The sequence below is a fragment of the Glutamicibacter bergerei genome (assembly GCF_054495185.1).
The window spans coordinates 2343111-2360932 of sequence record NZ_CM137131.1 but is presented as its reverse complement, the minus strand read 5'-3'; the positions used below and the strand labels follow the sequence as shown (position 1 = coordinate 2360932).

Annotated in this window: 22 protein-coding genes; 12 read left to right on the top strand and 10 right to left on the bottom strand. The window is 55.1% G+C overall.

The genetic code is table 11. The features are described 5' to 3' along the window. The first annotated feature begins 63 nt into the window (after positions 1-63). On the top strand, positions 64-1974 hold the full coding sequence (gene typA / locus ACX5K5_RS10870) for a translational GTPase TypA (RefSeq protein ID WP_096255953.1): 1911 nt from the start codon (positions 64-66) through the stop codon (positions 1972-1974). Further along, positions 1955-2383, top strand: a complete 429-nt coding sequence (locus ACX5K5_RS10865; protein ID WP_096255955.1) for a hypothetical protein — start codon at positions 1955-1957, stop codon at positions 2381-2383. The genes typA and ACX5K5_RS10865 overlap by 20 nt, the downstream gene beginning before the upstream one ends. Before the next feature lie 46 nt (positions 2384-2429). On the opposite strand, the gene ACX5K5_RS10860 is transcribed toward ACX5K5_RS10865, so the two are convergent. Then, positions 2430-2927: a helix-turn-helix domain-containing protein gene (locus tag ACX5K5_RS10860; protein ID WP_096256039.1), complete on the bottom strand. Its 498-nt coding sequence runs from the start codon at positions 2925-2927 to the stop codon at positions 2430-2432. Positions 2928-3003: 76 nt separating this feature from the next. Next, complete coding sequence (locus ACX5K5_RS10855) at positions 3004-3252, bottom strand: hypothetical protein (protein ID WP_459174372.1); 249 nt, start codon at positions 3250-3252, stop codon at positions 3004-3006. Between the two features lie 216 nt (positions 3253-3468). Between ACX5K5_RS10855 and fdxA the strand changes: the two genes are divergently transcribed. The 4 genes from fdxA to ACX5K5_RS10835 all read left to right on the top strand — a co-directional run bounded on the left by fdxA (position 3469) and on the right by ACX5K5_RS10835 (position 7044). Beyond that, complete coding sequence (gene fdxA, locus ACX5K5_RS10850) at positions 3469-3792, top strand: ferredoxin (protein WP_096255957.1); 324 nt, start codon at positions 3469-3471, stop codon at positions 3790-3792. A gap of 12 nt (positions 3793-3804) precedes the next feature. Further along, positions 3805-4920 (top strand): succinyldiaminopimelate transaminase, encoded by a 1116-nt coding sequence (gene dapC / locus ACX5K5_RS10845; RefSeq protein WP_096255959.1) that lies wholly within the window; start codon positions 3805-3807, stop codon positions 4918-4920. A gap of 98 nt (positions 4921-5018) precedes the next feature. Next, positions 5019-6299 (top strand): citrate synthase, encoded by a 1281-nt coding sequence (locus ACX5K5_RS10840; protein ID WP_096255960.1) that lies wholly within the window; start codon positions 5019-5021, stop codon positions 6297-6299. A 145-nt stretch (positions 6300-6444) separates the two neighbouring features. Further along, positions 6445-7044, top strand: a complete 600-nt coding sequence (locus ACX5K5_RS10835) for a hypothetical protein (protein WP_188686975.1) — start codon at positions 6445-6447, stop codon at positions 7042-7044. A 65-nt stretch (positions 7045-7109) separates the two neighbouring features. Here ACX5K5_RS10835 and dapD read toward each other — a convergent pair whose 3' ends face one another. Continuing rightward, the gene (gene dapD / locus ACX5K5_RS10830; protein WP_096255964.1) at positions 7110-8066 is read right to left on the bottom strand and encodes a 2,3,4,5-tetrahydropyridine-2,6-dicarboxylate N-succinyltransferase; all 957 of its coding nucleotides are present in this window, start codon (positions 8064-8066) and stop codon (positions 7110-7112) included. Positions 8067-8140: 74 nt separating this feature from the next. Between dapD and dapE the strand changes: the two genes are divergently transcribed. Beyond that, positions 8141-9235 (top strand): succinyl-diaminopimelate desuccinylase, encoded by a 1095-nt coding sequence (gene dapE, locus ACX5K5_RS10825; protein ID WP_459175437.1) that lies wholly within the window; start codon positions 8141-8143, stop codon positions 9233-9235. Positions 9236-9322: 87 nt separating this feature from the next. Here dapE and ACX5K5_RS10820 read toward each other — a convergent pair whose 3' ends face one another. The 4 genes from ACX5K5_RS10820 to ACX5K5_RS10805 form a co-directional block, all read right to left on the bottom strand. Next, positions 9323-10144, bottom strand: coding sequence for an amino acid ABC transporter permease (locus ACX5K5_RS10820; protein WP_188686978.1), 822 nt, complete (start codon positions 10142-10144; stop codon positions 9323-9325). Continuing rightward, positions 10141-10821, bottom strand: a complete 681-nt coding sequence (locus ACX5K5_RS10815) for an amino acid ABC transporter permease (protein WP_096255969.1) — start codon at positions 10819-10821, stop codon at positions 10141-10143. The genes ACX5K5_RS10820 and ACX5K5_RS10815 overlap by 4 nt, the downstream gene beginning before the upstream one ends. Before the next feature lie 100 nt (positions 10822-10921). Continuing rightward, entirely contained in the window at positions 10922-11752 is an 831-nt protein-coding gene (locus tag ACX5K5_RS10810) for a glutamate ABC transporter substrate-binding protein (protein WP_188686980.1), read from the bottom strand. 34 nt (positions 11753-11786) lie between these two features. Further along, positions 11787-12560, bottom strand: coding sequence for an amino acid ABC transporter ATP-binding protein (locus ACX5K5_RS10805; RefSeq protein WP_096255973.1), 774 nt, complete (start codon positions 12558-12560; stop codon positions 11787-11789). A gap of 135 nt (positions 12561-12695) precedes the next feature. On the opposite strand from ACX5K5_RS10805, the gene ACX5K5_RS10800 reads away from it, so the two are divergent. The 3 genes from ACX5K5_RS10800 to ACX5K5_RS10790 all read left to right on the top strand — a co-directional run bounded on the left by ACX5K5_RS10800 (position 12696) and on the right by ACX5K5_RS10790 (position 14119). Then, on the top strand, positions 12696-13478 hold the full coding sequence (locus ACX5K5_RS10800; RefSeq protein WP_096255975.1) for an LOG family protein: 783 nt from the start codon (positions 12696-12698) through the stop codon (positions 13476-13478). 2 nt (positions 13479-13480) lie between these two features. Further along, positions 13481-13825, top strand: coding sequence for a DivIVA domain-containing protein (locus tag ACX5K5_RS10795; protein WP_096255976.1), 345 nt, complete (start codon positions 13481-13483; stop codon positions 13823-13825). 126 nt (positions 13826-13951) lie between these two features. Continuing rightward, positions 13952-14119, top strand: a complete 168-nt coding sequence (locus ACX5K5_RS10790; RefSeq protein WP_096255978.1) for a DUF3117 domain-containing protein — start codon at positions 13952-13954, stop codon at positions 14117-14119. 73 nt (positions 14120-14192) lie between these two features. Here ACX5K5_RS10790 and ACX5K5_RS10785 read toward each other — a convergent pair whose 3' ends face one another. Then, entirely contained in the window at positions 14193-14852 is a 660-nt protein-coding gene (locus ACX5K5_RS10785) for an O-methyltransferase (RefSeq protein WP_170947826.1), read from the bottom strand. A gap of 141 nt (positions 14853-14993) precedes the next feature. Between ACX5K5_RS10785 and sigE the strand changes: the two genes are divergently transcribed. Beyond that, positions 14994-15617: an RNA polymerase sigma factor SigE gene (sigE, locus tag ACX5K5_RS10780; protein ID WP_096255980.1), complete on the top strand. Its 624-nt coding sequence runs from the start codon at positions 14994-14996 to the stop codon at positions 15615-15617. 67 nt (positions 15618-15684) lie between these two features. After that, positions 15685-16077, top strand: coding sequence for a sec-independent translocase (locus ACX5K5_RS10775; RefSeq protein ID WP_096255982.1), 393 nt, complete (start codon positions 15685-15687; stop codon positions 16075-16077). A gap of 7 nt (positions 16078-16084) precedes the next feature. Here the strand turns inward: ACX5K5_RS10775 and ACX5K5_RS10770 are convergent, their stop codons facing one another. Both ACX5K5_RS10770 and ACX5K5_RS10765 read right to left on the bottom strand, forming a co-directional pair. Continuing rightward, positions 16085-17188, bottom strand: coding sequence for an Mrp/NBP35 family ATP-binding protein (locus tag ACX5K5_RS10770; RefSeq protein WP_459174371.1), 1104 nt, complete (start codon positions 17186-17188; stop codon positions 16085-16087). Further along, positions 17188-17793 carry a DUF1003 domain-containing protein gene (locus ACX5K5_RS10765; RefSeq protein WP_096255985.1) on the bottom strand — a complete coding sequence of 202 codons (606 nt, stop codon included), beginning with the start codon at positions 17791-17793 and terminating at the stop codon, positions 17188-17190. Before ACX5K5_RS10765 ends, ACX5K5_RS10770 begins: the two co-directional genes overlap by 1 nt. Positions 17794-17822: the final 29 nt, after the last annotated feature.

Below are 17822 nucleotides of genomic sequence, written 5' to 3'. Positions count from 1 at the left end.
TTGGGTCGACTGTGGCCCCGCCTCCGAGACCCTAAATTCTCTACACGAAGTGAGCCTTCCCGTATGTCAGATACAACTCTCATCCGTCGCGACGACCTGCGCAACGTAGCTATCGTTGCGCACGTTGACCACGGCAAGACCACCATGGTCAACGCAATGCTCCAGCAGACTGGTGCATTCGAAAGCCACGGTGAAACCGAAGATCGCGTGATGGACTCCGGCGAGTTGGAACGCGAGAAGGGCATCACCATTCTTGCTAAGAACACCACCGTGTTCTACAGCGGCCCAGCTGCCGAGGGCAAGAAGATGACCATGAACATCATCGATACCCCGGGTCACGCCGACTTCGGTGGCGAGGTCGAGCGCGGCCTGTCCATGGTTGATGGTGTGGTTCTGCTTGTCGACGCCTCCGAAGGCCCGCTGCCACAGACCCGCTTCGTGCTGCGTAAGGCACTCAGCGCTGACCTGCCGGTCATCATCGTGGTCAACAAGACCGACCGTCCCGACTCCCGCATCGATGGCGTCATCTCCGACTCCATGGACCTGCTGCTCGGACTGGCCTCGGACTTGGCCGACGAAGCTCCAGATCTGGATCTGGACAAGGTTTTGAACGTCCCAATCGTCTTCGCTTCGGGCAAGGCTGGCTTCGCTTCGATGAATCAGCCAGCCGATGGCACCCTGCCAGACAATGAAGATCTTGAGCCACTGTTCGAGACCATCATCAAGCACGTGCCAGCCCCGACTTACACCGAGGGTGAAGTTCTCCAGGCACACGTCACCAACCTTGACGCCTCGCCATTCCTTGGCCGTCTGGCACTGCTGCGTATTTTCAACGGCACGCTGCGCAAGGGCCAGCAGGTTAACTGGGCCCGCCAGGATGGCACCATGAAGCAGGTCAAGATCACCGAGCTGCTGGCCACCAAGGGTCTAACCCGTGTTCCAGCCGAAGAGGCCGGACCGGGCGAGATCGTCGCAGTTGCAGGTATCGAAGACATCATGATCGGTGAGACCCTCACCGACCTTGAAAACCCGAAGCCACTGCCACTGATCACCGTTGATCCACCAGCGATCTCGATGACCATTGGTATCAACACATCGCCGCTGGCCGGCAAGGTCAAGGGTGCCAAGGTGACCGCGCGTCAGGTGAAGGATCGCCTGGACAAGGAACTGATCGGTAACGTTTCGCTGAGCATCTTGCCAACCGAGCGTCCCGACGCTTGGGAAGTTCAGGGCCGTGGCGAATTGGCTCTGGCCATCCTCGTGGAGCAGATGCGACGCGAAGGCTTCGAGCTGACCGTTGGTAAGCCACAGGTTGTCACCAAGATTGTTGACGGCAAGGTTCATGAGCCAATGGAGCACATGACCATCGACGTGCCAGAAGAATACCTGGGCGCAATCACCCAGCTGATGGCTTCGCGCAAGGGCCGGATGACCAACATGGCCAACCACGGTACCGGCTGGGTTCGTATGGAATTCATCGTTCCTGCTCGTGGCCTGATCGGCTTCCGTACCCGCTTCATGACCGAAACCCGCGGCGCTGGTATCGCAGCATCGCTGGCCGAAGGTTACGAGCCATGGGCCGGTCCAATCGAATACCGTATCAACGGTTCGATCGTGGCTGACCGCTCCGGTGTTGTCACCCCGTTCGCGATGATCAAGCTTCAGGAACGCATGAACTTCTTCGTGCAGCCGACCTCCGAGGTTTACGAGGGCATGATCGTCGGCGAGAACTCGCGCGCCGATGACATGGACGTGAACATCACCAAGGAAAAGCAGCTCACCAACATGCGTGCAGCTTCCTCGGATAGCTTCGAGAACATGACCCCACCACGCAACCTGACTCTTGAAGAGTCCCTCGAATTCGCTCGCGAAGACGAGTGCGTTGAGGTCACCCCGGATGCCGTGCGTATCCGTAAGGTTCTGTTGAACGCTAGCGATCGTGCCAAGGCAACTCGTGCGCGAGCAAAGAGCTAACCAGTCGCTGACCGCCGGCAGTAACCTGAGCGCGCTAGTGCGCGGTCTAGTTACTGCCGTGGTTTCCGGTTTACTGGGCACCGCTATCCATGCCTCGTTGAGCTATGCGGGGGATATCCCGCTAGTTTGGGGAGTGCTGGTGGCTTGGCTGTTATTGGGCTTGCTGGTGTACTGGTCGGTGGTTGCCTCGGGCAAACTCTGGGCCGGCGCGGTGGGCTTTATCGGCTGCTACCTGGTTGTCGGGTCGATTTCCTACTTTGGAAATGACACGATGATTTTGCCGTTGCAGTACCTGCAATATCTACCAGGTCCGACCATCGCCTCGCTGTTATGGATGTATGGCATGATCGTGCCCGCGGTGATCTCGCTATTTATGGCATTGCGCGTACTTCGCAAACGTCAGCGTTAACCTAGAAAAACCCCAGCTTTGCTGGGGTTTTTCTAGGTTAAAACGCTTATTTGTTGCCGGTGACGTCTAAGTGGTGGGCGAGGAACAAAGAGGTGGCTACGCCTTCAGGTTCGGCTTCGCGCATCGCGTAGTCTTCGATAATTTCCCGAATACGGCCGAGCATTTCTTTTTGCGTATCTTCGGTAAGTTTTAGACCCACGCGGATGACCTGAATTTCTTGCGGCTCAAGCCCATCGATTTCCTGCAGGAAGGTATCTACCAGCAGGGGAGCAGCGTCGGGAATTCGGGTACCCCAGGACTGCCGCGTGCTACGGTAAGGCACTTCCTTAGCCCCGCGGTTACCGCGCCGGGGCTCTTCCGCGGCGAGGAAACCGCTGCCCACTAGGGTGCGCACATGGTGCAAGGAAGTCGCCGGATTTAGCTCGAGAATGTCGGCTATTTCCTTATTGGTGCGGGACTCATGCAGGCATAAGCGCAGAATTCTAAGCCGCAATGGTGAGCTTAGAGCTCGTGCGCGGGCTTGGACTAGATCGTCTGTCGGCATATTGCCAGCATACGCGAAAATCACCTAGTGATTGGTATCTTCAAATCGCAAGTCGTTTTCCGTGCCGTTCAGCGAACTACTTCAGCGTTGGTGGTCGCGAACGTCGTACCGGTGGCGGTGGGACCCGTTTGGCGTGCGTAATAGCCTGGCGGGCAACGTCCAGCGCACCACGTTTGGTATTGATGGATACGGTGTCAGAGGTGACCGCTAGAACCTCTCCGAGGGCATCGCTGCTGATCACGTTTCCGGTCTCCGGGGATGTCTGTGTGAGGCGATAACGCACCACGATGCGGTCACCAGGGCTAAGATCTTCAAATTTGAGCATATTTTCCGTCATCTAAGTGCACAAGAATTCATCTTCGGTAACCTTGAACGAAATGTGAATCGTCGATTACGTCACAGGGTGGGTGTGCGAGATCGCTTGTTTGGGTATCAGGACTAGACTGTAGCTAGAGCTTATTGCGGATTCAACGACCAGAGGTTAAATCCGTGAAACTGAAGTGAAATCTTAGAATTTGCGCTAGGAAAGGTCTCAGTACCCGTGACTTACATCATCGCCCAACCGTGCGTCGACCTTAAAGATAAGGCCTGCGTCGAAGAGTGCCCGGTGGATTGCATTTATGAAGGCGAACGCTCCTTATATATTCACCCCGACGAGTGCGTCGATTGTGGTGCGTGTGAACCGGTCTGCCCTGTCGAAGCGATCTATTACGAAGACGATGTGCCTGATCAGTGGGCCGACTATTACAAGGCAAACGTCGACTTTTTCGACGAACTTGGTTCCCCGGGCGGTGCCGCTAAAATTGGAAATACAGGAACCGATCACCCGTTGATCAGTGCTCTGCCGCCCCAGAATCAAGGCTAGGTTTCCGCATATATGCTTGAGCTCCCCGATTACCCTTGGAACCAGTTAGCGCCATACCGTGAACTGGCGGCCAAGCACCATGATGGTGTGGTCGACCTTTCCATCGGTACTCCAGTTGACGACACACCACAGGTTATCCAAGAAGCTCTCGCCCAGGCTGCAAACTCTCATGGCTACCCGACCACCCATGGGACACCAGAAGTACGTCAAGCCATTGTCGACTGGTATGCACGCCGTCGTCAGGTCACGGGGCTGAGCATCGATGATGTCATGCCAACCGTTGGTTCTAAAGAGATGGTTGCCTGGCTTCCGTTACTTCTTGGCATGGGTCCACAGGACATCCTGGTTCGACCTTCGATCGCTTACCCGACCTATGACATCGGTGCGAAATTAGTCGGAGCAACAGCTATCGCTACCGATGATCTCAATGAGCTCAGCGATGAACAACGTGCGCGGGTCAAACTGGTGTGGGTGAATTCCCCGGGTAACCCCACAGGCAAGGTGCGTGACCTCGAATCTCTTCGCCAACTCGTACACCAAGCACGTGAACTTGGCGCGGTAGTTGCCTCCGATGAGTGTTACGCAGAACTAGGCTGGGACGAATTTGAAGGCGCTGTACCTAGCGTTTTAGATCCGCGTGTCAACGACGGAAATTTGGATAATCTCCTTTCGCTCTACTCGTTGTCTAAGCAGTCAAACCTTGCAGGGTACCGCGCCGCATTTGTTGCCGGTGCGCCCAACCTGATGCCGACTTTGGTTAACAGTCGCAAGCACGCGGGCATGATTGTCCCGGGACCAATTCAGCATGCAATGGTTGTTGCCTTAGGCGATGATGAGCATGTCGTAGCTCAGCGGGAAATTTACCGGGCGCGCCGTGAAATGCTGCGGCCGGCACTTGAAAACTTTGGCTTGACCATCGAAGACTCGGTGGCAGGCTTATACCTGTGGTGCACGGAAGGGCAGTCCAGTTGGCAGACGCTACAGCGTTTGGCTGAACTTGGAATTGTTGCCGGCCCAGGTGCTTTCTACGGAACTGCCGGAGATCTACACGTACGTGTTGCCCTCACCGGTTCCGATGAACGGATAGCCGCAGCAGTTGAGCGGTTAAACTCTTCCGCCAATCGGTGAAGATGACAGTTGAATTAGCGTGAACGGGTCAATTAGCGGTATGTTCTACCGTGACGACTGACCTTTCGGAACTAAAGCCTTTCCGGTTAGGAGATGCAATGACAGATATTAAATCTGCACAGCTACAATTTGGTGATTCCAGCCTAGAGCTACCGGTTATCCCGGCTGCCGAGGGCAATGATGGTTTTAACGTAGCGCCACTTTTGAAGACCACCGGTAACGTAACCTACGACCCGGGCTTCATGAATACCGCGGCCACGAAGTCCGCGATTACCTACATCGACGGCGACGCGGGCATCCTGCGTTACCGCGGTTACCCTATCGAACAGCTTGCCGCGCACTCGAGCTTCACCGAAGTCAGCTACCTGCTGATCAACGGCGAACTGCCTACCGCAGACCAGCTAGAAACCTTCGACGGATCCCTGCGCCGCCACACGCTGCTGCACGAGGAACTCAAGGGCTTCTTCGGCGGATTCCCGCGCGATGCACACCCAATGCCAGTACTTTCTTCGGCCGTTTCGGCCCTGTCGACCTGGTACCAGGATTCCTTGGATCCAAAGGATGACGCACAGGTTGAGCGTTCAACTCTGCGTCTTCTAGCGAAGCTGCCAGTTCTTGCCGCGTACGCGCACAAGAAGTCCATCGGACAGGCACTGCTATACCCAGATAACTCGATGAACATGGTCGAGAACTTCCTGCGCCTGTGCTTCGGTACCGCAGCGGAGCCATACGTTCCGGATCCAGACGTGGTCAAGGCACTTGATCTGCTGCTGATCTTGCACGCAGACCACGAGCAGAACTGCTCGACCTCTACCGTGCGCCTGGTCGGCTCTTCGGAAGCTAACATGTTCGCTTCCGTTTCGGCCGGTATCCACGCACTGTCTGGTCCTGCCCACGGCGGTGCCAACGAGGCAGTGCTGAAGATGCTGCGCGAGATCCAGTCCTCGGGTATTTCTCCAGAAGACTTCATGGAGAAGGTCAAGAACAAGGAAGATGGCGTACGCCTGATGGGCTTCGGCCACCGCGTGTACAAGAACTACGATCCACGCGCAAAGATCATCAAGCAGACCGCTCACGACTTGCTGGCTAAGCAGGGCAAGAATGAGTTGCTTGATATCGCTATGAAGCTAGAAGAGACTGCGCTGAACGATGAGTACTTCATCTCGCGCAAGCTCTACCCGAACGTAGACTTCTACACCGGCCTGATCTACACCGCGATGGGCTTCCCGGAGAAGATGTTCACCGTCCTCTTCGCCATCGGTCGCCTGCCAGGCTGGATTGCCCAGTGGCGCGAAATGATCAAGGATCCAGAACTCAAGATTGGCCGCCCTCGTCAGTTGTACATGGGCGAGACCGAGCGTAACTACCCGGGCGTCTAAGCCCAAAAATAGTTCGCACAACTGGTTCAAGAACGGCCGGGCAAGCACTAAGGTGTTTGCCCGGCCGTTTCTAGTTTTAACACCGATTATCGGCGTATCCTAGGGAACAGAGCACATTGTTGCTTGGATGAGTCAGGTGGTGCGCGTGTATTATCGTCGTGGCAATAATTGGTCTTTGTCCATAAATACCAATCCAAATATGCTGTTGGCCCTCTACCTTCGCGACTTGGGTGGAATAGATCCTTCGGAAGTGGGGCCAAACTCCGCTCTGGCCCCAGCAGTGAAAGCCCGTGGGCAACGCCAGGTGGCTCCGGGGCAAATTAAACAAGAATGGTCCTCGTGGTGGGATTCGCTGATTACCCGCGAACCAACCACTGACACCGATCCAATGGATTTGCTCGCTGCCCTAGGCGACGGCTGTTATCCGGAGCTAGCTAAGTTGGCCCATGCTCACTATGGTCAAGCAACAATGTTCGCCCATCAGCATCGCGAGAATTTTAGTGAACAGTCGAAGGATTACATTCCTGCGCGCATGGATGAGGTTGAAAGAATCCTTATTGATCACGGGGTAGAGCACGCCCACGATGTGAAAGAAACTCAAATTCATGTCATCGACATTCCACTGACCGAGCCGCGTGCGTGGCTCATTGGCGGAGCGACGATCGTTGCCAGCACCTCATTATTGCGTGACGGGCGGGCTTTCCATGGATATATTCAGCCGATGGTGACCATAATCTTTCCCTGAAGCCTCTATACAAACGGCGAGGGGCACACCGTGGTGTGCCCCTCGCCGTTGAGTACCGCTAAAAATTAGTTAGCGTGCAATGCACTGTTTAGTTCCACACGCTGACCGGCACGTGGCAAAACTTCGACCGCTCCGCTGATCGAGTTACGACGGAAGAGCAGATTCGGAACTCCGGACAGTTCCAGTGCCTTCACGCTCTTGCCCTCAAGCTGCACTCGCGTTCCAGCGGTGACATAAAGCCCGGCTTCAACCACACAATCATCACCAATGGAAATACCTACGCCGGCATTGGCACCAAGCAGAACTCGCTCGCCAATAGTGATGCGTTCTTTGCCGCCACCGGAGAGCGTGCCCATGATGGAAGCGCCGCCACCGACATCCGAACCGTTACCGACAACAACCGATGCGGAAATACGTCCTTCGACCATTGAAGTGCCTAAGGTACCAGCATTAAAGTTGACGAAACCCTCGTGCATCACGGTGGTGCCCTCGGCCAGATGTGCTCCTAGTCGCACACGATCCGCGTCGGCGATGCGTACACCCGAAGGCAGGACGTAATCGACCATGCGCGGGAACTTATCTACGCCGTACACGTCCACGTTGCCACGTGTGCGCATTTTTAGACGCGTCATTTCGAATCCAGCTACCTGGCATGGTCCGAAGTTTGTCCACACCACATTTGCTAGGTGGCCGAAGATCCCGTCAAGATTGATGGTATTCGGGGCCACCAAACGGTGGGAGAGAAGGTGCAAACGTAGCCATACATCTGCGGTATCTGCCGGTGCCACATCTAGATCGATGGTTAGCGATATGACCTTCTGCGTGGTTCCACGTTGTGCGTCGTCGATTGCTGCTGCAGCTAATTCACCGGACAGCTCGGGGGCTTCAGAAAGCACTCCGAGTACGGGAGCTGGGTACCAGACGTCTAAAACCGTGCCGTCAGTTGCGATAGTTGCTAGCCCGTGGGCGGAAGCCAAACGTACCGATGTGTCAAAAGGTGCTGCTGCGGGTTCAAAAGTCATTCTCTGATCGTAGCGTTTACACTGCGAGTAATGTTGATAAATGACAGCGGAACGAAATCAAAAAGTAACGAATGATGGGTATTGTGAGCGAACTTAATCTTCGAGAAGACGTTGCCAAGCTAACCGAACGAATCATGAACATTGAATCGGTTTCAGGGAATGAAAAAGCCCTCGCAGATCAGGTTTATGAGGCGCTACGCGGTCTTAGCCATCTGGAGGTGCACCGGGATGGGGATTCCATCGTGGCACGCACCAATTTGGGCCGTGCACAACGTGTGGTCTTAGCCGGGCATTTGGACACCGTTCCATTACCGCACGTGGCCGGGGCACGCGGGACAGTGCCGGCCACGGTCACCGACGAAGTTCTTTACGGGCGTGGGGCGACCGATATGAAAGGTGGCGTCGCGGTGCAGTTAGCGCTGGCGGCCGAACTGACTGGCCCTCGTTTTGATGTCACGTACATTTTTTATGACCATGAAGAAGTTGCCGCAGAAAAATCCGGGCTGGGAAGGTTGGCACGCAATTCCCCGCAGCTATTGCAAGCAGACTTTGCGATCCTCCTTGAACCAACCAACGGAACGGTTGAAGGTGGCTGCAATGGCACGAGCCGCTTCTTGGTGCGAACTACTGGCACCGCAGCTCACTCGGCACGTGCGTGGATGGGGGAGAACGCGATCCATAAAGCCGCTCCGATTCTTGTTCGCTTGGCTTCTTATGAGCCCGCCACCGTGGACGTGGAGGGGCTTGCCTACCGAGAGTCGATGAACGCGGTACGGATTAGTGGGGGAGTAGCGGGCAACGTGATTCCTGATTATTGTGAAGTTGAGGTCAATTACCGGTTCGCCCCCGATAAGAACCTGTCGGATGCGGAAACCGCTGTGCGGGCACTCTTTGAGGGCTTTGACGTAGAACGCACCGATGGGGCCGAGGGAGCCCGTCCGGGCCTTGACCAGCCTATTGCGGCCTCCCTGGTCCAGATTCTTGGGCAAGAGCCCAAGCCAAAATACGGTTGGACCGACGTCTCGCGATTCTCCGCCTTAGGGATCTCGGCGGTGAACTTCGGTCCAGGGGACGCATTATTGGCGCACACCGATGACGAGCATGTTAGCCAGCAAGCTATCCGTGATTGCCTGAACACTTTGCGACTCTGGCTGACCGAAGCCAACTAAACCCTAAGCAAACGAGATTAAACTAAAATCGGCTGGTGACTGCCCCAAGGGGCGGCCACCAGCCGATTTGTTGTTACCTGCAGTTCCCTAGGCAATGCCTCGGGAGCTAAGTCGACCTGAAACATAAGAGGCCAGCTTAGACAGTGCAAAGTTGAGAATAATGAAGATTGCCGCAGCAACCACCAACGACTGGAAGGTGTTCGAGTTACCGGTACCCACCAGCTTGCTCATGAAGAGCAGCTCGTTGAAGTTGATGATGTAACCCAACGCTGAGTCCTTCAAGATCACAATGAACTGGCTGATCAATGCCGGAAGCATTGCAGTCAGAGCCTGTGGAATCTCAATGAAGCTCAGCGACTGCGTACGAGTCAGGCCGATAGCAATACCTGCTTCGCGCTGCCCCTTAGGCAAACCATGAACACCGGAACGAATCAGCTCAGCCACAACCGAACCGTTATACAGGGTCAAACCAATAACCACCGCGAAGAACGGCGAATCCGCCGGCTGAACCCAGCCAGAATTGGCGAGCATGATCCACAAGAACAGCATCATCAGCAAGACCGGGACCGCACGGAAGAACTCAACGACGATCGTACTGATCCAGTTGAGGAACTTGTTATGTGAGAGTCGTCCCATGCCGAAAATAAAACCGAAAATCAGCGAGGTAACGATCGAAATCGCTGCCGACTGAAGTGTCTTGATCAACCCAGGCAGGATGAAATTAGTCCATACCGATCCAGTGGCAAAAACATTCCACTTTTCTGGGGTCAATTGACCAGCACCATACAACCCGTAGATCAGGTAGGCGATGAGGCCTAAGAAGATCAACGCGCCGACAATGTTCAGAAGTAAGATGCGACGTTTGGCTTTAGGCCCCGGCGCATCGAAGAGAACTGACTGAGTGCTCATCGCGCGACCGCCAACTTCTTAGAGAGCCAGGTAACTAGCAAACCGATGGGAACCACGATGATCACGAACATCAAAGCCACCGTGAGGAAGATCAGGAAGCCCTGATCCGCACGGTACTCGATCATCGTTTTCATCAGACCCGAGATTTCGGCGACGGATCCAGCCAATGCCACGGTGGTGTTCTTGATCAATGCGATCAGCACGTTGCCCATCGGGACGATGGCACCGCGGAACGCCTGTGGCAGGATCACCAGCTGAGCTGCCGGAAGGAAGCTCAGACCGATAGCGCGGGCGGCTTCGGCTTGGCCTAATGGCACGGTGTTAACGCCCGAGCGAATTGCTTCGCAGAAGAACGCGGCGTGATAAATGCTCAACCCGATGATGGCAATCTGGAAGAAGTTCAGATTGAAGTCGCTGCTGATTTGCAGTTTGAATACGCCGAAGAGCACCAAGACACCGAATGCCATGATGATCGTCAGCGGGGTATTACGGAAGATATTGACATAGGCGGTACCAAAGGCACGCAGGCTGGGGATCGGGCTGATGCGCATAATGGCAAGCAGCGTACCCAGTACTAGCGAGATCAGGAACGCCCAAAAGGTGAGCTGCAGGTTAGCCCAGAAGGACTCCATAATGCGCGCACCATATTCATCCCAAAGACTTAAGTAGCCTTCCACGGCTTGTTCTCCTTGGTAGAAGGTATGGGTCTAAACCATTGGTGCCGCGCCTGGCCTTGGCCAGCACGCGGCACCTGGTCATGAAATGACTGCCTTAGCTTTATGCGCAGGCTTCAAATTCCTTAGGTGGGTTCAGATCCGATGGAACGTATCCGGTACCCTCGGTGTTCATGTCCAACGACTTCTTCCAATCACCGGAATCGATCATCTTCTGGATAGCGGTGTTGATGTCAGCACACTTCTCGCTGGTCTTGTTCAGACCCACACCGTAAGGCTCCTCGGAGAATGGCTTGCCAACAACCTTGAACTTGCCCTTGTTGGCCTCGGTAGCTGCCAGACCAGCAAGGATGATGTCATCGGTGGTGATCGCGTCAACGCCGCCGGTCTCCAACAGACCCAAGCAGTCTGCGTATCCCTGCTGCTCGACCAGATTCACGCCGGTGATGTCTTTCTTGACGTTCTCAGCCGAAGTTGAGCCGGTGACCGAGCACAGGTTCTTTCCGTCTAGTGATTCCTTGCCGGTGATCGAGCTTTCATCGGCGCGAACCAACAGGTCCTGGCCAGCGATGAAGTATGGTCCTGCGAAGCCGACACGTTCCTTGCGGGAATCGTTGATGGTGTAGGTCGCGAAGATCATGTCAACCTGGTTGGTTTCCAACAGGGTCTCGCGGTTTGCCGAAGGAGCCGAAACGAATTCGATCTTGTCTTCGGAGTAGCCCAATTCATTGGCGACGTACTTGGCGACATCAACGTCGAAACCGGTGTACTTGTCGCCATCCTTGAAGCCCAGACCTGGCTGGTCAAATTTAATGCCAATGCGGACCTTGTCGCCAGCCTCGTCACTACCGGCGTCAGAGCCGCCACATGAGGTGAGAGCCAACGCAGCGACGGCTGCCATTGCGGCGATTGCGCCTAAACGATTCTTACGCATGATTCCTCCTGAATACAGAATGCGGTGATGGAATTTAGTGGTTGGTAATGAGCTTGCCCAAGAAATCCTTGGCGCGCGCACTTTTCGGGTTGGTGAAGAACTCATCTGGAGTGGCCTGCTCGACGATCTGGCCGTCGGCCATGAAGATCACGCGGTCGGCAGCCTTGCGAGCGAAGCCCATCTCGTGGGTCACCACCAGCATGGTCATGCCTTCCTTGGCTAGGCCAACCATGGTGTCGAGCACCTCGTTGATCATTTCCGGGTCCAGCGCACTGGTCGGCTCGTCAAAAAGCATGACCTTCGGACGCATTGCCAGCGCACGAGCAATAGCCACACGCTGCTGCTGACCGCCGGACAGCTGAGCAGGAAGTTTGCCAGCCTGGTTGGCGACGCCAACACGTTCCAGCAGCTTCATCGCAACCTTGTCAGCCTCAGATTTTTTCATTCCCTTGACCTTGATTGGGCCAAGAGTGACGTTCTCCATAATGGTCTTGTGTGCGAAGAGGTTGAAGGATTGGAAGACCATTCCTACATCGGCGCGCAACATTGCTAGCGCCTTACCTTCTTCGGGCAACACCTTGCCATCAATGGTGATGGTTCCATCATCGATTGTTTCCAGCCGATTAATGGCTCGACATAGCGTCGACTTACCCGAACCGGATGGTCCGAGGATGACGACGACTTCGCCCTTGGTGACCTGAAGGTTGATGTCGTTCAGAACATGTAGTGCCCCATAATGCTTGTTGACCCCACGCAGTTCTACGATAGGGCCGTCAGAAGAAGCTTGAGCCTGATGATCGCTTTTCATAATCTAGACATTACTTCATGTGACACACATAATGCGAGGTCACGACTACGTCACAAAAAGTTGTTATCAAACTGTTCTTTAAACGTGCGTCTGCAGATGGGCCAGATGTCGGGTCGTTACAGATAGAGTGAGGTCATGGACCATAAGCGGAAGAGTGAAGAAAATGCACAGGCGGGGCGCAAGGTCCACGTTGAAGCAAGTTGGCCGAATAAACAGCCTGACGAGCAACTGGACCGCTACCTGTTGGAGAGCCCGCAAGAAGATGTGACGCATAGTGATGTCTGGCGCGTTCTACGTATCCAATCCGAATTTGTTTCAGGTTTTGGCTCGCTGGCCGGGCTTGGGCCGGCGGTGTCCGTCTTCGGATCGGCACGCACCGAGCCCGAAAGCATCTACTACAAGCAGGCTTACCATGTTGGACAACGACTGGCACAAGCAGGTGCCATCACCATCACCGGCGGTGGACCCGGAACAATGGAAGCTGCCAATAAGGGTGCCAGTGAAGCTGGTGGAACTTCCGTAGGGCTGGGCATTGAATTGCCTTTTGAGACCGGCTTGAACTCTTGGGTCAATCGTGGCATCAACTTCCGGTACTTCTTTGTGCGCAAAACAATGTTCGTTAAGTACTCGCAGGGCTTTATTGTCCTGCCCGGTGGTTTTGGAACTTTGGATGAACTTTTCGAAGCATTGACACTGGTTCAAACGCAGAAAATTACTGGGTTCCCCATCGTTCTAGTTGGCACCGAATACTGGGGTGGACTCGTCGGGTGGCTTACCGACGTTGTCGCTAAAGAGCGCACCATTTCGCCCAAAGATTTAGATCTATTCCACCTCACCGACGATCCTGATGAGGCAGTAGACATTGTGTTGCGTAACATGGTTAAGGACAAAGAAAAGAAGTCAGCGAGCCGGAGTTAGTTATGCCATTTTTTCTCATTGCACTAGCGATCTTGTGCGTTGGCGGCGTGGCCTTGCTGATTTCTAGTCAGCGAAAGTCCACTCCGGCAGGTCGTCACTTTGAATCAATCGATGAACCTATCGTTGGGTTGGTAGAGCATGAGGCATCTTTGCCTCCGGTGTTGTTACCGGAGCATCCGCGAGCCAACGATATAAACGCGGTGAAGTTTTCTCTCGGGTTTCGGGGCTATCGCTGTGATCAGGTCGATGACACCTTGGATGTCCTCTCAGCCGAGATTTCCCGGCTCGAAAATACAATTCGTGACATGGAGTCACGGCGTGTGATTAGCGACACGACGCAAAATTAGCAATAATAGAAGATAAGTGTCCCTTATCAGCGACGAATCATCGCAGAAGGTGGACTTAGACATTGGGTTGTGCGCAAAGCAAATACATGTTGCGCGCGTTAGCCACGGACGAAGGGAACAGCTCATATGGCTGCGATGAAGCCACGTACCGGTGACGGGCCGATGGAAGTAACTAAAGAGGGCCGAAGCCTCATCTTACGGTTGCCAATCGATGGCGGCGGGCGTCTAGTAGTGGAGCTGAATAGTGCAGAAGCTGCAGAACTGCGTAACTGTCTAGTTGGGGTCACTGAATAAAACTTAAATAGCTAAGGACCGGTTCGAGGACCGGTCCTTAGCTATTTCCCGTTAACGGGTTTTGGTATTTTGCCTACCGCGCTTTTTGCCCGGCAATCACCGTAGCGACGAATAAGCCTTGTTCGCTCGGGAAAAGATGAGTTTGGAGCTTCGGATCTTCGCGAAGCAAACGAAGTGCGTCGCGGGTAGCGACGGTCGAGGCGCGCCTTACCGCTGGGCGAGCCAATCGGTGCTCGTCAAAAGCATTGTTCAAGATAATAACGCCACCAGCTCCCACCAGGCGCTTAGCTTCGGCCACATAATCCAAGAGGTTTTCGGCACTAGCGTCGATGAGCACCAAATCGTATGCGTGGTCAGCGAGTCTGGAGAGCACGTTCTCAGCGCGTTCGTTGATGATGCGTACGCGTGCTGAGAGGATGCCTGCATCGCGCAAGCCCTGGCGCATCGCATTAGCATGTTCCAGGTCAGATTCGATGGCTGTCAGCGTCCCGGTGGCGCCCATGGCTTCAAGCATGGCCATCGAGGCTACACCGACACCCGAACCGATCTCCACGATGCTGTGTGGGGCGCGCAGCGTGCATAACAATGTGAGCATGGACCGACCTGCCGGGTCGATGCAGCCAACTCCAAGATCCGCGGCACGTTCGCGGGCCGCGAGCACATGATCGCGCTCAAGAAGCTGGTTCTGGCTGTAGCCCCAGCTAGCGAGGAGTTCGGGATTCATCGATGGCATGAGTGTGTGGTCCTTGTAGGTTGAGTGTAGATTGCTCCGGGAACCATCGTACCCACCTTGGGGGTGCATGTTGGCCGAATTGCTGGCCTGCGCGCAGGGGATTCTTAGCTTCAGCTCAGCTTCCCGGGTGACACTAGAAGAGTGAATACGCTTAGAAGTCAGCTCAGCGCCTCCGCCGATGGTCCCGAAACCGAAACCCCTTCATGGGATGCGATGGTCTTAGACCATGGTCAGCAGGTCTTTCGTTTGGCCTACCGTTTGACCGGTAATCGTCAGGACGCCGAAGACCTTTCACAAGAAGCATTTGTTCGCGCGTTTAATGCGCTTGAAAAGTACACTCCCGGCACCATGGGTGGATGGTTGCATCGCATCACCACCAATTTATTTTTAGATCAGGCACGCCGCAAGTCTAAAATTCGTTTTGACCGTTTTGCCGAAGGCGCCGAAGACCGTTTCCCTAGTAGCGCGGTCACCCCCGAGCGGGACTTTGAATTTAATAACTTAGACGTGGACGTAGCCAGAGCGCTCAAGGCACTCGCCCCAGATTTCCGCGCAGCGATCGTGTTGTGCGATATGGAGGGCTTCTCCTACGAAGAAGTCTCCCAAATTCTCAACGTCAAATTAGGCACCGTACGCTCACGCATTCACCGCGGACGAGCAATGTTGCGTGACGCTCTAGCGCACCGTAACCCGGCAAACCCTGTCCCGCTGACGGTGAGCCTGCCGCGCATCCCACTAGGTTTGCGCACCGCACAGCAGGGCTAAGCCATAAGTCACCAGCCATGGCGCGGTGATTTCGACCATTTGAAGCCGACAAGGTAATCTTTCATACGTGGAGTTATTTGGAATTAATGGCGGAGAATTCATCATTCTCGCCGTACTCGCAGTAGTCATCTTGGGTCCCGAGAAGCTTCCAGAGTATGCCAAAAAACTGGCCAATCTTGTCAAGGAACTTCGTAGGATGGCCAACGGTGCCAAAGAGCAGCTGCGTGAAGAAGTCGGCGATGAGGTTGCCGATATAGATTGGCGCAAACTGGACCCGCGGCAATACGACCCACGACGCATTATCAAAGAAGCGCTTATCGATGAATTTGATGACGCAGTCAGCGCAGCCAAGGGATCCCCGGCGGTGCAAGCAGCTCCGGTACGCACGGCAATAGCTACACAAAAACAGCAGCCGTTGGCTAACAATGAGCCAGCTCCCTTTGATACCGAAGCAACCTAGAGATTTATTAGAACGACACTGGCAGCGATCGCCCGGCAAGTCCGCGTGGTCGCTGTCCTAGTTTAATTGCCAGCTCGCGCAAAGATTGAGCCACCGGAGATTCGGGGGTGCTTAATACCACCGGGACACCTTGATCGGAACCTACTCGGACCGCCTCTTCCAGCGGCAACTGCGCCAGCAGTGGAACCGAATACTGCAGTTGGCTGCTCAACGACTCGCTGAGTCGTTGACCGCCGCCGGTACCAAAAATTTCCATCTTGCTTCCATCGGGCAGGCTGAGATAGCTCATATTCTCCACCACACCAATGACCTTTTGTTTGGTCTGCAAGGCGATAGTCCCGGCGCGCTCGGCCACCTGGGTGGCAGTGGATTGCGGGGTTGTGATGACCAGCAATTCACTATTGGGTAAGAGCTGGGATACGGAGATCGCCATGTCTCCGGTGCCCGGCGGCAAATCCAAAAGCAGTACGTCCAGATCACCAAAGTACACGTCGGTGAGGAACTGCTCCAGCGCACGGTGCAGCATCGGGCCGCGCCAGATCACCGGCTGGTTTGAATCCAAGAACATGCCGATGGAAATGACCTTCACCCCGTGCGCCACCGGTGGCAGGATCATCTCGTCAACACGGGTTGGTGGCTGGGTGATGCCCATCAGCGATGGAATCGAAAAGCCGTGCACGTCTGCGTCGATCAACCCGACTTTGAGACCGTTCGCCGCCATGGCTGCGGCCAGGTTCGCGGTGACAGAGGACTTGCCTACCCCGCCTTTGCCACTGGCCACTGCGATGATTCGGGTCAGCGAGTCTGGATCGGAGAAGACCATGCGTTTGGCCTTGAGTCGATCGCGCAGCTCGGCACGCTGGTGCGGATCCATCACACCTAAAGTGACTTCGACCTGTTGCACCCCGGCTACCGCTGCGACCGCCGTAGTGACGTCGGATTCGATGGTTGAGCGCATCGGGCACCCGGCAATCGTCAGCAAAACTTTGACCTGGGCGGTGCCATCATTCAACTGCGCAGATTCAACCATGCCCAGTTCTGTGATGGGCCGACGCAGCTCGGGGTCGATGACGGTATCAAGTGCACGGCGTAAAGCCACCGAATCAGTCACTAGTTATTGCCCTTCCGATGCTGGGAACGGCTTGAATCAACGGTGTCGATCAGACCGGTATTAGGTGAGCTGTGCTTATTTTTCCGTTTGGCACGCAGATGCAGTTCTTCGCCGTCCGCGGTTTCCAAGAGTTCTTCGAGCACATTACGCAGCTCCGAACGTACGTAGTCACGGGTGGCAACATCACGCATGGCCAAACGCAGCGACGCCAGTTCCCGGGTCAGGTACTCGGTGTCGTAGAGGTTTCGTTCCGCGCGGTTGCGGTCTTCACTGACCGAGACACGGTCACGGTCATCCTGACGGTTTTGTGCAAGCAACAGCAGCGGGGCCGCGTAAGAGGCCTGCAAGGAGAGCATCAAGGTCAACGCGGTAAACCCTATCGCCGCGTCGTCAAAGCGCCATGCCTCGGGGGCCGCGGTATTCCAGACCAGCCAGAAGGCACAAAAGATCGTCATATAGAACAGGAATTGCGGGGTGCCCATGAAGCGGGCGAACTTCTCCGTCGCGGAACCAAACATGTCTGGATCCGGATTGAACTTCGGCCAGAAACGACTCCGTGCCGAAAGAGGAGTATCCAGTCCGTTGCTCTTGCGCTGTTCGGCCATGGGGTGAACTCCTTTACTACCGATCGAAA